At 64.2% G+C, this 12,384-nt stretch carries 15 protein-coding genes, 1 tRNA gene and 1 pseudogene; 3 read left to right on the top strand and 14 right to left on the bottom strand.

Going from position 1 to position 12,384, the window contains the following annotated elements; genetic code table 11:
* Window positions 1-182 precede the first annotated feature (182 nt).
* From ML342_RS11140 to ML342_RS12025, 7 genes and pseudogenes are all read right to left on the bottom strand, one after another.
* Complete coding sequence (locus ML342_RS11140; RefSeq protein ID WP_240127106.1) at window positions 183-671, bottom strand: hypothetical protein; 489 nt, start codon at window positions 669-671, stop codon at window positions 183-185.
* A 63-nt stretch (window positions 672-734) separates the two neighbouring features.
* Window positions 735-1,571 (bottom strand): hypothetical protein, encoded by an 837-nt coding sequence (locus tag ML342_RS11135; RefSeq protein WP_240127105.1) that lies wholly within the window; start codon window positions 1,569-1,571, stop codon window positions 735-737.
* Window positions 1,572-1,644: 73 nt separating this feature from the next.
* Entirely contained in the window at window positions 1,645-2,238 is a 594-nt protein-coding gene (locus tag ML342_RS11130; protein ID WP_240127104.1) for a hypothetical protein, read from the bottom strand.
* A 75-nt stretch (window positions 2,239-2,313) separates the two neighbouring features.
* Entirely contained in the window at window positions 2,314-2,604 is a 291-nt protein-coding gene (locus ML342_RS11125) for a hypothetical protein (RefSeq protein WP_240127103.1), read from the bottom strand.
* Window positions 2,605-2,673: 69 nt separating this feature from the next.
* Complete coding sequence (locus ML342_RS11120; RefSeq protein WP_240127102.1) at window positions 2,674-3,021, bottom strand: hypothetical protein; 348 nt, start codon at window positions 3,019-3,021, stop codon at window positions 2,674-2,676.
* 113 nt (window positions 3,022-3,134) lie between these two features.
* Window positions 3,135-3,695, bottom strand: coding sequence for a hypothetical protein (locus ML342_RS11115; RefSeq protein WP_240127101.1), 561 nt, complete (start codon window positions 3,693-3,695; stop codon window positions 3,135-3,137).
* Window positions 3,696-3,761: 66 nt separating this feature from the next.
* Window positions 3,762-4,004, bottom strand: a pseudogene (locus ML342_RS12025) (tetratricopeptide repeat protein); the annotation flags it as partial.
* Between the two features lie 189 nt (window positions 4,005-4,193).
* Between ML342_RS12025 and ML342_RS11110 the strand changes: the two are divergent.
* The gene (locus ML342_RS11110) at window positions 4,194-5,204 is read left to right on the top strand and encodes an integron integrase (protein WP_240127100.1); all 1,011 of its coding nucleotides are present in this window, start codon (window positions 4,194-4,196) and stop codon (window positions 5,202-5,204) included.
* A gap of 4 nt (window positions 5,205-5,208) precedes the next feature.
* Here the strand turns inward: ML342_RS11110 and ML342_RS11105 are convergent, their stop codons facing one another.
* From ML342_RS11105 to rnd, 4 genes are all read right to left on the bottom strand, one after another.
* On the bottom strand, window positions 5,209-5,658 hold the full coding sequence (locus ML342_RS11105; RefSeq protein ID WP_240127099.1) for a hypothetical protein: 450 nt from the start codon (window positions 5,656-5,658) through the stop codon (window positions 5,209-5,211).
* Window positions 5,659-5,714: 56 nt separating this feature from the next.
* Window positions 5,715-6,476 (bottom strand): deoxyribonuclease V, encoded by a 762-nt coding sequence (nfi, locus tag ML342_RS11100; protein ID WP_240127098.1) that lies wholly within the window; start codon window positions 6,474-6,476, stop codon window positions 5,715-5,717.
* Window positions 6,477-6,673: 197 nt separating this feature from the next.
* Window positions 6,674-6,749 (bottom strand) — tRNA-Ala (locus tag ML342_RS11095).
* Between the two features lie 208 nt (window positions 6,750-6,957).
* Window positions 6,958-8,031 carry a ribonuclease D gene (gene rnd / locus ML342_RS11090; protein ID WP_240127097.1) on the bottom strand — a complete coding sequence of 358 codons (1,074 nt, stop codon included), beginning with the start codon at window positions 8,029-8,031 and terminating at the stop codon, window positions 6,958-6,960.
* Window positions 8,032-8,154: 123 nt separating this feature from the next.
* Here rnd and ML342_RS11085 point away from each other — a divergent pair, with 123 nt between their 5' ends.
* A complete protein-coding gene (locus tag ML342_RS11085; RefSeq protein ID WP_275672476.1) occupies window positions 8,155-9,978 on the top strand; it encodes a formylglycine-generating enzyme family protein in 1,824 nt (607 codons plus the stop codon).
* 7 nt (window positions 9,979-9,985) lie between these two features.
* Here the strand turns inward: ML342_RS11085 and phaR are convergent, their stop codons facing one another.
* Window positions 9,986-10,471, bottom strand: a complete 486-nt coding sequence (gene phaR / locus ML342_RS11080; RefSeq protein WP_240127095.1) for a polyhydroxyalkanoate synthesis repressor PhaR — start codon at window positions 10,469-10,471, stop codon at window positions 9,986-9,988.
* Window positions 10,472-10,552: 81 nt separating this feature from the next.
* On the opposite strand from phaR, the gene ML342_RS11075 reads away from it, so the two are divergent.
* Entirely contained in the window at window positions 10,553-11,350 is a 798-nt protein-coding gene (locus tag ML342_RS11075; RefSeq protein WP_240127094.1) for a tRNA threonylcarbamoyladenosine dehydratase, read from the top strand.
* Here ML342_RS11075 and ML342_RS11070 read toward each other — a convergent pair.
* Both ML342_RS11070 and ML342_RS11065 read right to left on the bottom strand, forming a co-directional pair.
* Window positions 11,328-12,125 carry a TatD family hydrolase gene (locus ML342_RS11070; RefSeq protein WP_240127093.1) on the bottom strand — a complete coding sequence of 266 codons (798 nt, stop codon included), beginning with the start codon at window positions 12,123-12,125 and terminating at the stop codon, window positions 11,328-11,330. The two genes, ML342_RS11075 and ML342_RS11070, sit on opposite strands and share 23 nt — an antisense overlap.
* A gap of 2 nt (window positions 12,126-12,127) precedes the next feature.
* Entirely contained in the window at window positions 12,128-12,352 is a 225-nt protein-coding gene (locus tag ML342_RS11065; RefSeq protein ID WP_240127092.1) for a DUF6116 family protein, read from the bottom strand.
* Window positions 12,353-12,384: the final 32 nt, after the last annotated feature.

Raw genomic sequence — 12,384 nt, 5'->3', positions numbered from 1 at the left:
CCGGAATCTCGATACGCGTCTGAAAGGTGGCACGAACTTTACGAGCGATGCCGCCAGTAGCGCCGCTGCGCCTAGAAGAAGAAACCCGAGAGCCGTATGCATGCTTTGTGCCGTGCCTAACGCCTGAGTTAAGGGGACAAAAATGCATGCATTTTTGTTCCCCTTGAATGAATAGTTAGAGCTTAGTACCCAAAGTTCGTGAGCACTTCGCGATAGAACGCATGCAGTGACGGCTCATCGCTGTGCTCCAACTCGCCGGTAACACTGGTGGTATGAGTCTCAGTAATGAACCCAGAAAAGAAGAAATACCTGCCGAGACTATCGTGCCCCATGTAATTGACCTGAATCCCACCGGACGCGGGCGCAGAGCTCCACGGCTCACTAAAAAAGACCTCCCTATCCGGGGTGGCCTCTCGCTCTGCGGCAAATCGGAACTCGAGTAGTTTGGAAGCGATAACGTTGAGGTCTCTTCCCTTGGCGTTCATCGGTATGTAAGAAATTGTGATCTGAGCCTTTCGGGAGTCAGATACAACGACGAATTGCTCAGGGTCGCTTCCCTTCTGTTGCTTCCAGTCGCCAGGAAGGCTCAGCCTAAAGTAGTCGTTCTTGATCTCCACAGCGCCAGATGCTCCCGTGTATAGGAATAGTAGGACTAGCAGGATACCGCGCATTTTGTTGACCTCTAACACCTGAGTTAAGCCGCGCCGCGAAGCGGCGTCGGCTTGGACGAATTGTTAGGCGGCAACCCGCATTACCAGGATTTCCGCGATTCGACTTTCCGACAGCGGATCGTGCTGGTACTTGATGAGGCAGCTAAGCGTAACCTGCGGCTCGGTCATTGAAAGAATGAAGTCATCCACCGCTTGATCACCGATGTTCTTGAACTTGTAGTTGCCTGGCGGAATAGCTTGATCCGGCGGGACACGGGCCTTTCCTACTTTGTCATACTTGTTGAAATCATAAATGTCACAGGTGAGCCTGATCGGCGTTTCGTCTACCTGTGTGGGCGGATAGAACAAGCCTTTCATGTCCGAGGTCAGTTCAAAAACCGGAGCACCGCCAGGGCCCTCCAAAGCAACACGTTCAACCTCATCTCCTTCAAGTAGGTCATCCATCTCTCGAAGGGCGCCGATCATTTGGTTGCCAATGAAGTACACGGGCCCGTTGAACACCTGGTGCGTGTCGCCACTAGTGATAACGGTGTTTCCGTCGCCGTTTTGAGTGACCTGAAACTCTTTACCTTGGTGGGCGAGCTCATACAGAGCCTTGACGAATTCAAAGGCGTTCTTGGTCGCTTCCCAGATGTTGGGAGTGCCTGCGAAAAACGGCAAGGCAAGCTGGAGCCCTGTGTAGATGGCTCCCAGATATGCAATGAACGAGCCGTCCTCGTAGCGGGTGACGCGAATCTGGAAGTGCGCTCGATCCTGTTCCGAGAGCCTCTTCTTCTCTGTAAGTGCGCGGTACTGCGCATCGAACACATGCTGCAGGGCCGTCAGACCAGCGGCAAGCTTGTCAAGCCGGTCTCCCTCGTCGAAGGCGTGTCCTTGCATTTCGAACTTGTATTGGTCCATCGCGACACTCCCCATTGCCGCATAACGCCTGAATTAAGCCGCGCCGCGAAGCGGCGTCGGCTTGAATGAATTGTTAGGCTTTACTTGCGCCGCCAAAGAAGGAAAGTGTGTAGCCATTCGCTCTCAGTATTTTATTGGATGCGTTGAAGAGAACAAGAATGACGAAAAAGTTAATAATCGGGATCAGTGCAAGAAGACCATAAAGCCAAGGGTTCTTATCAATGCTCTTTGCCAAGCCGGCGCATAGTCCAACAATGGCGATATGGCCAATGATGTTGATGTCTGAGTACTCTGGAAGAAATAGGCCGATGAATGCATAAATCAGAAAGACAATAAGAACGCCTTTTCGGCAAAATGAAGCCATCTCTCCATTTAGCGATGGGTCATCGCTTATCCGATATGACGTAGGCCTTCCTGGCTGCTTGAGCGCATTTCTATTCTCTTCATCTTCTGCGCGCTCTGACAGGTGGTCCTCGTCCCTATACGCTTGTATTGCCAGCTCGATGTACTTGAGCCTGGCCTTGTTCTCATCGCCGCCGCAGAGCGTCATGGCCTTCAGCCATAAGCCTTCCCGTTTAATGCCCTGTGCAAGATCATGAAGGACTCGCTCGTAATAGGCTTCTTCTCTGAGGCGCTCCGCGGCCTCGCGGTCTTTGCTGTTGTACATGCGGTTCCCCCTGTTAGTAAGGCCTAACACCTGAGTTAAGCCGCGCCGCGAAGCGGCGTCGGCTTGGACGAATTGTTAGGCCCTAGACCGACGGACCCCAAGCACCTGCTCAGCAAGCGTAGCGTACCTGCCAGTCCAGTCACGGGACGCCGCGCCGCTCTCGATGGCCGACAGCAACTCTTGGCCGAGCCGCTCCGCACCAATCTGCTGCGCTAGGACGAGCTGGCCTTGGTGGAACTCCGCCTGCATTTCCGCAACTTTGCCGGACGAATGGCCACACCATTCAACCCCCTTGTCGTTGTAGCTTGCGGCGCTGCCCAGCAGATCGACGAGCTGCTGTTCGATGGATGCAGTGTTGCAGGACATAGGGCCTAACACCTGAATTAAGCCGCGCCGCGAAGCGGCGTCGGCTTGAAGGAATTGTTAGGCACCACCTTACAGATACTTGGCATTGGTGATGACCAGCTTACCGTCAGGTTGACTGCAAGAGAGTGTCATGGCCCCATCATTGGTCCAGACCTTTGCCATGTGCAAGATCTTTGTCTGGACGATGATCTTTGTCGGGTATTGGGCCTTGACTGAGTCTACGACGGCATTGACCTTTGCCACACATGCGCCAAAAGACATGCTTTGCGTTTGTGTAGTAGGGCTGCCCTGTTTCGGCGGCTTTCCGGAATAGACCATCTTCCGGAGTTGCTCCGGGGTGTAAGTTTTTGCGGCATGTGCCGGAAGCGAAAGAAGAGCAGCGAACACGAACGCTACAAAGATTAGATGCTTGGTCATCGGCTATCTCCCCTGTGGTGCCTAACGTGCAGCTTGAGGGGCGCGGAGACAGCAAGCGGAGCTTGCTGGCGGAGCGTCCCTCTCGAAGCGTTTGTTAGGCTTCGATGACTCACTCATTGCTTTGAAGTAAGCATTTGAGGGAATGGCCAACGATGCTCACAGATATAATGAAGCAGTGGAGGACAAAGCCGCTCATGTGACGTGCCATCCAAGAAACCTGGAGGAAATGGAAGACTGCGGTTGAGTTCTAGAAACATTATGTACTGGGTTAGAATCTCACGGACTAACCGCTTATGTTTTGACGGTAGTTGATGAACATCGAGGACGGTAAGTGGCCCGCTCGCTAGTCTTGCGAAAACAAAGTCCTCTGCAGATACGTCGAGAGGTTCGTTGTTTCCCTCGCCGATGAAACAGCGTTGCGTGAAATTAAAGATCACCTCACCTACATCCGCACCTAGAATGGCTTCCCTTTCCTGAGGCACAGTCTGCTCGACGGTTTTGGGCGAAGTCTTTGGCGCAACGGAAGAGCGCGTTTTTCCTTTTTCGTGCTTTTCCGCTTTACGCAGAATTTTTCGCTGCCGCTCCTCATATAGCGCAATTTCCTGCTTGATTATCCTTCTTAGATTGTTTCGCACGGTCTTTGATATTTTGGCGGGCTTGTTGCGGCCTTGCATCCACCCCCATTCTTTGTAGAGCGCTTCACGAGCATTACATCGCGAGTCGAGGTTATCGTGTAAGTCTTGAAGCCACTCAATCGCTTCACGGTATCTGCCGGAAAGGTGAAGATACCGTGCCAATCGGAAATATGTGGTTATTGGCCATTCAGTGGGGACCGTTTCCATAAGTGAGTAGGCCCGCCTCAAGCTGCCGATAGCGGAGTCGTAATCCTTGTCTCCCGCTTGCGCTGTCGCAAGTTTTAGCAGATTGGATATCTCAGCCTCTTCAGGTGTCTTATCCCGAACAACGATACTTATACTCGCCATCTGAACGCCCTCTCCCTATTGCTAGCCTAACTACGAGTAGACCCCAATACGGGGTGTAGAGCGGATCGTCCCAGTGCCTGAGGGGGCTGTCAAGCTCTGGATTCCTACCCCAAAACGCTGCACTTGCCGATGGCGCGTGGTGTCCGGGTCGCGATCATTGAGGGTGTTCGGCACACGGCAGACCCTGCGATGACATATCACGGCGAAGAGACCCTGAGTAAAGGCAGAGGTGGGGCGGGTTCGCCGCCGCGTCTGTTCGACGAAATTCGCGCGCGATTGCGCTTGAAACATTACAGTTTGCGCACGGAACAGGCATATCTGTACTGGATTCGCCGGTTCATCCTGGCCAATGGCAAGCGCCACCCGCGGACATTGAACGGGGCGGTGGTCGAAGCGTTCCTGTCCCGCTTGGCCACGCGGGACAAGGTGGCGGCCAGCACCCAGAACCAGGCGCTGTCGGCGCTGCTGTTTCTGTACCGCGAGGTGCTGGCAATGGACCTGCCGTGGATGGAGAACATCGTGCGCGCCAAGCGCCCGCAGCGGGTGCCGGTGGTGCTCTCGCGCGGCGAGGTGGCGCGGCTGATGCAGCGCCTGTCCGGGCGCGAGTGGCTGATGGCGAGCCTGCTATACGGCAGTGGCCTGCGGCTGATGGAATGCCTGCGTTTGCGGGTGAAGGACGTGGATTTCGAGCGCCACGAAATCACCGTGCGCGACGGCAAGGGCGGCAAGGACCGGCGCACGATGCTGCCGTCGGCCCTGAGCGAGCCCCTTCGGCGCCAGCGCGAGGATGTGCGGGTGCTGCATGCGCGCGATCTGGCCGACGGGTTCGGCGCGGTGTGGCTGCCGCATGCGCTGGCGCGCAAGTATCCCAATGCCGCGCGCGAACTCGCCTGGCAGTATCTGTTCCCGGCCGCGCGCCGCAGCGTGGACCCGCGCGATGGCGCCGAGCGGCGCCATCATCTGGACGAAAAGGTGCTCCAGCGCGCGGTGCGGGCGGCGGCGCAGGCGGCGGGGCTGGCCAAGCCGGTCAGCCCGCATACCCTGCGGCACTCGTTTGCCACGCATCTGCTGGAAGCCGGCTACGACATCCGCACGGTGCAGGAACTGCTGGGGCACAAGGACGTGACCACCACCCAGATCTACACCCACGTGCTCAACCGCGGCGCGCACGGGGTGCGCAGTCCGCTGGATGCCGCGTGATTCCTCAGTTGCCGGCCGGGGCGACGTGCAGGGTGGCGCTGGGCGCGACCCCGCGTTCCAGTGCCTCCAGGCGGACCTGCCACGGGCCGAAGGTGGCCGCGTTCGCCCCGCGGTCCGGCAGTGGGTTGGTGTGCAGGCTGGCCTCTTGCGCGGCGCCGCGCATGGGCTGCCAGCGCAGCGCGATCTCGGCATCGCCGGCCCAGATGCACTGCACGCCGGGCGGGCAGCGCGAGTCATTGACCAGGCGCAGGTAGGTCAGGCGGCTGCCGTCGTCCAGCGTGGCCGCTTCGCCGACGCCAAGGACGAGGGTGCGCGCGGCCGGGGGCGGCGGGGGGGCGGGCGGGGTCGTCGTAGTCGGCGGAGGCATGGGCGTCTCGGGATGGGAGGAGGCGGCCGGGGTGGCGGCACAGCCAGCCAGCAGGGCCAGCGGAAGCAGGAGCGAAAGCGGGCGCATGGCGGCTCCCTGAGAATGTGACGGGAGGAATTGGGGAGGGTATAGCACGCCCGGCGTCAATCGTCGCTGTCGGCATCCGGGGCGCGGCGCGAAGCGAGGCGGTCGGCCAGTCGGGTGGGCTCGGGCAGACGATAAGCGGTGGTGAAGCGCATCACCAGTTCCGGGGCCGAGGCCATCGCCACCCGATGGCCGGGCGAGACGACCAGCGGCAGGCAGCCACGCTTGCTGCGCAGCAGCCAGCCGATCTGTTCGCGGCCGTCGCGCAGCGGGGTGAAGGCGCCGCGCATATCGTGCAGGGCCATGCGCGATTCTCCCACCAGCACCGACTTGGCGACGCCGATGCTGGGCAGGCCGCTGATGACGCCGAAATGCGCGGCCACGCCCAGCCGGCGCGGGTGGGCGATGCCCTGGCCGTCGATCAGGGCGAGGTCCGGCGCGGTCGGCAGCAGGGCGAGGGCGGCCAGCAGTGCCGGCAGCTCGCGGAAGCTGAGCAGGCCGGGCACATAAGGCATACGGGTGGGCAGGCGCGCCACCTGCCGATCGAGCACGGCGAGGCTGTCGGCATCCAGCAGCACCGCGGCGGCTCGGGTGGTGACGCCGTCGTCCTCGAAGCCGACGTCGAACCCGGCCACGGTGCGCAGCGGGCGCACGAAGCTGTCGCGCAGCACGACCTGGCGCGCCAGTGCCTCCTGCTCGGCGCGCAGCGCTTCGGTGTCGCCGGTCCAGTCTGGGATGAGCGCGGTCATCGGTGGATTGTAGAGCCGGCGCCAGGCAGCGTGTCGGCGGGTTCTCGCCTGGGAAGGTCTGAACGATGCCATCCAGGCGTCGTCAGCCCATGCTGAGTCAGGTACCGGCCCGGACTCGGCGCAAACGCATCCATCACGTGCATGATGGGTGCGCGGCCGGCCATCCGTGGCCGGCAGGAGCCTTATGAGTCGATCAGAGGTTTCCCAAATCGGGTCTGCGCGCGTCAGGACATGAAAAAAGCCCGGAGCATGTCCGGGCTTTTGAATGGTGGTGGAGCCAGGGAGGATCGAACTCCCGACCTCGTCATTGCGAACGACGCGCTCTCCCAGCTGAGCTATGGCCCCACGAGGGAAGCGAGATTATACGGGCGCGATCTGACGCTGCCAACTAGGGAGCCTCTGATCAACTCAGAGGGTCCCGCCGGCCATGGAGGGCCGGCCACGCATCAATCACGCAAGTGATTGATGCGTGTGAGCCGAGTCCGGGCCTGTACCGGACTCGGCGTGGGCTGACAACGCCTGGATGGCGTTGTTCAGACCTTCCCTAGGGGGGCTACAGGAGGGGCGCCAGGCGGGGTTCCAGCAGGGCGCGTCGCCAGCCGGCCAGCGCGCCGGTCCAGCCGCCACCGTCTTGCAGGGTTTCCAGCAGCCGGCGCGAAGCCAACACGCCTTCCGGCAGATCGAGTTCGGCGGCAAGCGCGGCGACGGCTTCCTGCAGCGCGCGTAGCTGGCGCTTGTCGCGCTCCTCGCCGCGCGCCAGGGGAGCTTCGGCTTCATCCGCCAGCGGGGTGGTCAGGGCCTGCCAGAGCGCGTCGCGCAGGCCGCGCGGTGCCTTGGGCGCGGCATCCAGCAGCGCTTGCAGGGCCTGCGGATCGGCCGGGGCCTGACGCGCCAGCGCCACCGCCAGCTCGTTGTCGAGGATCCAGCTGCGCGGGCGGTCGCGCAGACGCGCCTGTGCCTCGCGCCAGCGCAGCAGGCGCAGCAGGCGGCGCTGGCCGGCGGCATCCAGGAACTGTGCGCTGCGCAGGGCCAGGTGTGGCCAGCGCTCGCCTTCGTCGTCGCCGGCATTGGCCAGCTGGCGGGCGCTGTCCTCGGCCAGCCAGGCGCTGCGTCCCAGCGCTTGCAGACGCGCGTCCAGTGTCTCGTGCAGGGCGTGCAGGTGGCGCACGTCGTCGGCAGCGTAGTCGAGCTGGGCCGGTGAGAGTGGCCGCCGCAGCCAGTCGGAGCGGGTTTCGCCCTTGGCCAGCTCGACCCCGGTGAGCGCCTGCACCAGTTTCTGATAGCCAAGGCCCGCGCCGAGCCCGCACAGAGCGGCCGCGGCCTGGGTATCGAACAGCGGCGCGGGAAGCACCTTGCAGGCATGTTTGAAGGCAACGAGATCTTCGCTCGGGCTGTGCATCACCTTGAGCACGGCCGGATCGGCCAGCAGCGGTGCCAGCGCCTGGCACATGCCGGGAACTAGCGGGTCCACCAGCAGGATGGTGTCCGGCGCCAGCGCGATCTGCACCAGCGCCAGCTGCGGCCAGTAGGTGCGCTCGCGGATGAACTCGGTATCCAGCCCGACTACGGCAGGCGGGTGGGCAAGGCGCGCGCGCAGCGCGTCGGGGGTGTCGATCCAGTGCGTCATCCGCGCATTATGCGGTTGCCGGACGCGCGCGCATGGCCTACGTTCACCCGCAGCGTGGCCGGCGCGTTGCCGGCGGCAGGGAGCAGAGGCGTGCGCGCAGCGGTCTTGGTCATCACGGGGGTGATGGTGGCGGCGTCGGGATGCCAGCCGTCACCGTCCGCTTCGAATGCGTCGCAACAGCCGGAGCGTCGCCGCGAGGCCATTGCCGACGCGCGGACTTCGCGCGCGCCAGCCCAGGTGCGCATCGAAGGCGATGACGCACTGGCCGAGGTGCTTAGCTGGTCATTGCCTGATGTGCGGATCGACGACCCCGCCCGCGCGCGCGCGCAGGCGCGGCGGGCGCTGGCGCGCGGCGACCTGTTCGAGACCCCCGGCTCGGCCATTCCTCTGCTGATTGCGCTGCAAAAGCGTGAGCCGGGCAATGCCCAGGATGCGCGGCTGCTGGAGAAGGCGCAGGCGGCGCTGCTGGCACAGGCGTGGATCGCGCTGGCCGGCGGTGATGATCTGGCCTCGCTGCGTTTCGCCCAGCGCCATGGCAGCGTATTGCGCGCGCTGTGGCCGGAGCATCCGGAGGTGGTGCGCTACCTGCAGGCGGTGGATCGCGCCGGACGCGCATTCGAGGAGGTGGAAGCCGGCGATCGCGCGCTGCGTGCCGGTTTGCTGGACATCCCGGAGCAAGGGGCGCTGGCCCACTACCGCAAGGCGCAGGCGCTGTGGCCGGCGCTGGCGCGCGTGCAGCAGGGGCTGACGGCGGTGCAATCACGCCTGATCGCGCAGGCGCAGGTGCTGGCCGGACAGGGCGAATTCGATGCCGCCTATGCGATGCTCGCGCGTGCGCAGCGCGTGCGCGACGATGCCGAGGCGATCGCCAGGGCACGCGCCGGCATCGAGGCCGCGCGCGCCGACCGCATCCGCCGCCTGGGTGACGAGGGGATGATGGCGCTGGGCGATGCCGACCTGCGCTTCGCGCGCGAACGCCTGGCGGAGATCCTGCGCATCGCGGCGCCGGGCGACCCGGTGAGCGTGGCGCTGCGTGAGCGCATCGATCAGGTCAGCCGGTACGGCCTGTTCCGGCCTGGGCAGGTATTCAGCGATGCCCTGGCGGACGGCAGTCGCGGGCCGATGCTGGTGGTGGTGCCGTATGGCGAGTTCATGATGGGGGCGACCCCGGACGATCCGGATGCCTCGCCGGACGAACAGCCGCGGCATGCGGTGCGCTTCGACCGCGGCTTCGCCATGAGCCGCCATGAAATCACGGTCGGCGAGTTCCGCCGTTTCGTGCAGACCACGGGCTATGTCACCCGCGCGACCCGGCGCGGGCATTCGATCGTGTACGACGGGCGCAGCGGCAACTTCCTGCGCGCCAGCGGGGTGGACTGGCGCAGCGCATACGACGGCCGCCCAGCGGCGGATGACATGCCGGTTCTGCACATCACCGCGCGTGATGCCGAAGCCTACGCTGCCTGGCTGAGCGAGCAGACCGGGGCGCACTATCGCTTGCCGAGCGAGGCCGAGTTCGAGTACGCATTGCGCGCCGGTGGCGGCGGGCGCTATCCCTGGGGCGATGGTCCGCCCGCGCCGGGGCAGGCGAATCTGGCCGGCAGCCGCGACGTTTCCCCGCAAGGCCGACGCTGGAGCAATGCGTTTCCCGGCTATGGCGACGGCTGGTGGGGGCCGGCGCCCGTAGGGCGCTTCCGTGCCAATGCGTTCGGCCTGTATGACCTGGATGGCAATGTCAGCGAGTGGGTCGCCGATTGCTGGCACAAGGGCTATCGGCGTGCTCCGAGCAATGGCGCGGCCTGGGTGAATCCCGGTTGTCGTGTGCGGATGTATCGCGGTGGCGGGTGGTCCAGCGCGCCGCTGCAGGCACGCGCGGCGTGGCGCGCCTCCGGTGGCGTGGATATCACCAGCGCGCGAGTCGGGTTCCGTCTGGTGCGGCAGATTTGATGGCTGCTCAGCGCGGCTTGCGGGTATCCCGTTCGCGTGGGTGGGTGGGCGTGCCGATGCTGCCGCCGAGGTTGTTCTGGAAATCCTTCCATAGCGCCAAGTTGCGCTCGGTCAGCTGGTTCAGCAGGGACCAGGGCGTTTGCCCCAGCAGGCCGCCCATCTGCTGCCGGAACTGGTTCTGCTGCTCGAGGAACAGCTGCATCGAGCGCTCCAGATAGCTGCCCATGAAGCCCTGCAGCGAGTCGCCGTAGAAGCGGATCAGCTGGCTGAGCAGCTGGGTGGACAGCATGGGCTGCCCGTTCTGCTCATGCTCGGCAATGATCTGCAGCAACACCTGGCGGGTGAGGTCTTCGCCGGTCTTGGCATCCCGCACCTCGAACTCTTCGCCGTCGAGGATCAGCTGGCGTACGTCCTCGATCGTGATGTAGCTGGAGATCTCGGTGTCGTACAGCCGACGGTTGGGGTATTTCTTGATGACGCGGGTCGCAGACATGGAGTGGAAACTCTAGGGCAGCGCTGGGTGCAGCATCGCGCAGCCCAGCACGGCTTGCAACACGGCTACTAGACTATGCCGATGGATGCGGAACTGACGCAGCGGTTTTCCGGGATCGATCGCCTGTACGGGCGTGGTGCATTGGCGCGCCTGGCTGCCAGCCACGTCACCGTGGTCGGGATCGGCGGGGTGGGCTCATGGGCGGTGGAGGCGCTGGCGCGCAGCGGCATCGGCGCGCTGACCCTGATCGATGCCGACGAGCTGTGCATCACCAACACCAACCGCCAGCTGCCGGCGCTGGACGGCCATTACGGGCGGGCCAAGATCGAGGCGATGGCCGAGCGCTGCCGCGCGATCAATCCGCATATCCGGCTGCAGCTGGAGCCGCGCTTTCTCACCCCGGCGAACATGGCCGAGCTGCTGCAGGCCCCCGGCGATCTGGTGCTGGATGCCTGCGACAGTTTCCGCGCCAAGGTCGAGGCGATCGCCTTCTGTCGCCGCCGCAAGCAGCCGATCATCACGGTCGGCGCGGCCGGTGGGCGCAGCGACGTCACCCAGATCCGCGTGCGCGATCTCTCCCGCACCGAGCACGACGCCATGCTCTCGCTGATCCGCAAGAAGCTGCGCAGCGAGTTCAACTTTCCGAAGAATCACGACCGCTACTTTGGGGTGCCGGCGGTGTATTCGCTGGAAAACGTGCGCTACCCACAGGCCGACGGCAGCGTGTGCGGCATCCGCCCAGCGCTGGGCAAGGACGAGGCGCTGAAGCTGGACTGCGGCGCCGGGCTGGGCGCGGCGACCCATGTGACCGGCGCGTTCGCGTTCGCCGCGGTGGGCAAGGCGATCGAACTGCTGCTCAAGCCGAAGCGGGCGGGTTGACGGGCAGGTCGGCGGGCAGGTTGAACAGACGCACCGCGTTGTCGCGGGTGGCCGTCGCCACGGCTTCCGGAGTCATCCCGCGCAGCTGCGCGACCACTGCCAGCACTTCCGGCAGGAACGCTGGCTCGTTGCGCTGGCCGCGGTGCGACGCGCCCGGCTGGTCAGGGCTGTCGGTTTCCAGCAGCAGCTGCTCCAGCGGCATCGTGGCGACGATCTGGCGTAGCCGCTGCGCGCGCGCGTAGGTCACCGGGCCACCGATGCCGAGCAGGAAGCCGAGCCGATGCAGCTGCGCGGCCTGCTCGGGGCTGCCGGAAAAGCTGTGCACCACCCCGCGCAGCCCGCCGATGCGGCGTAGCGTGGCGATCACCGCGTCCACCGCGCGCCGCGCGTGCACGATCACCGGCAGCTCGAACTCCCGCGCCAGCCGCAGCTGGCCTTCGAAATAGTCCTGCTGCACCTGCGCGTCCAGGCCGGGCACGAAGAAGTCCAGCCCGCATTCGCCCACCGCGTGCGGGCGTTCGCGCGCGATCCAGTCGCGCAGCAGCGGCAGGTGTTCGGGGCGGTGGCGGTCGAGGAACATCGGGTGCAGGCCGTAGGCCGGAAACAGGCCAGGATGCGCTACGCACACCGCGCGCAGCGTTTCCCAGCCGTCGGCGGCGATCGCCGGCACGATCTGCATCTCCACTCCGGCCGCACGCGCGCGCTGCCAGGCGGCATCGCGATCGGCATCGAACTCGATCGCGTCGAAATGGCTGTGGCTGTCGATCAGCCGCATGCTCAGCGCTGGCGGTCGCCCGCGTTTGGTGGAGGCGCAGCAGGTTTAGGCGTCTTCCAGCGCGAAAGCAGCAGGGTGAGCAGGCCCAGCAGCAGCTCGTCGGCGAACGGAATGACATCCGGGACCATGAGGTCGAGCAGGAACAGGAGCGCGCTGAGCAGGAACAGGTGCGGGAAGCTCAGCCTTCCCAGCCAGCGCAGCAACGGGGCGAGCAGCAGATTGCGCATGCGGACACGCTAGCACGGCAGGTGCTGAATGC

This window comes from Thermomonas alba (assembly GCF_022419205.1).
Lineage (GTDB): Bacteria > Pseudomonadota > Gammaproteobacteria > Xanthomonadales > Xanthomonadaceae > Thermomonas > Thermomonas alba.
Note: the sequence above shows the minus strand (reverse complement) of the source record. Positions and strands in the feature narration are given on the sequence as shown.

Coding starts and splice junctions, on each gene's coding strand:
- ML342_RS11120 (WP_240127102.1), bottom strand. CDS start 3,021: ATGACCAAGCATCTAATCTTTGTAGCGTTCGTGTTCGCTGCTCTTCTT.
- phaR (WP_240127095.1), bottom strand. CDS start 10,471: ATGTCTGCGACCCGCGTCATCAAGAAATACCCCAACCGTCGGCTGTAC.
- rnd (WP_240127097.1), bottom strand. CDS start 8,031: ATGACGCACTGGATCGACACCCCCGACGCGCTGCGCGCGCGCCTTGCC.
- nfi (WP_240127098.1), bottom strand. CDS start 6,476: ATGGCATCGTTCAGACCTTCCCAGGCGAGAACCCGCCGACACGCTGCC.
- ML342_RS11065 (WP_240127092.1), bottom strand. CDS start 12,352: ATGCGCAATCTGCTGCTCGCCCCGTTGCTGCGCTGGCTGGGAAGGCTG.
- ML342_RS11075 (WP_240127094.1), top strand. CDS start 10,553: ATGGATGCGGAACTGACGCAGCGGTTTTCCGGGATCGATCGCCTGTAC.
- ML342_RS11140 (WP_240127106.1), bottom strand. CDS start 671: ATGCGCGGTATCCTGCTAGTCCTACTATTCCTATACACGGGAGCATCT.
- ML342_RS11085 (WP_275672476.1), top strand. CDS start 8,155: ATGGTGGCGGCGTCGGGATGCCAGCCGTCACCGTCCGCTTCGAATGCG.
- ML342_RS11125 (WP_240127103.1), bottom strand. CDS start 2,604: ATGTCCTGCAACACTGCATCCATCGAACAGCAGCTCGTCGATCTGCTG.
- ML342_RS11115 (WP_240127101.1), bottom strand. CDS start 3,695: ATGCAAGGCCGCAACAAGCCCGCCAAAATATCAAAGACCGTGCGAAAC.
- ML342_RS11130 (WP_240127104.1), bottom strand. CDS start 2,238: ATGTACAACAGCAAAGACCGCGAGGCCGCGGAGCGCCTCAGAGAAGAA.
- ML342_RS11110 (WP_240127100.1), top strand. CDS start 4,194: ATGACATATCACGGCGAAGAGACCCTGAGTAAAGGCAGAGGTGGGGCG.
- ML342_RS11135 (WP_240127105.1), bottom strand. CDS start 1,571: ATGGACCAATACAAGTTCGAAATGCAAGGACACGCCTTCGACGAGGGA.
- ML342_RS11105 (WP_240127099.1), bottom strand. CDS start 5,658: ATGCGCCCGCTTTCGCTCCTGCTTCCGCTGGCCCTGCTGGCTGGCTGT.
- ML342_RS11070 (WP_240127093.1), bottom strand. CDS start 12,125: ATGCGGCTGATCGACAGCCACAGCCATTTCGACGCGATCGAGTTCGAT.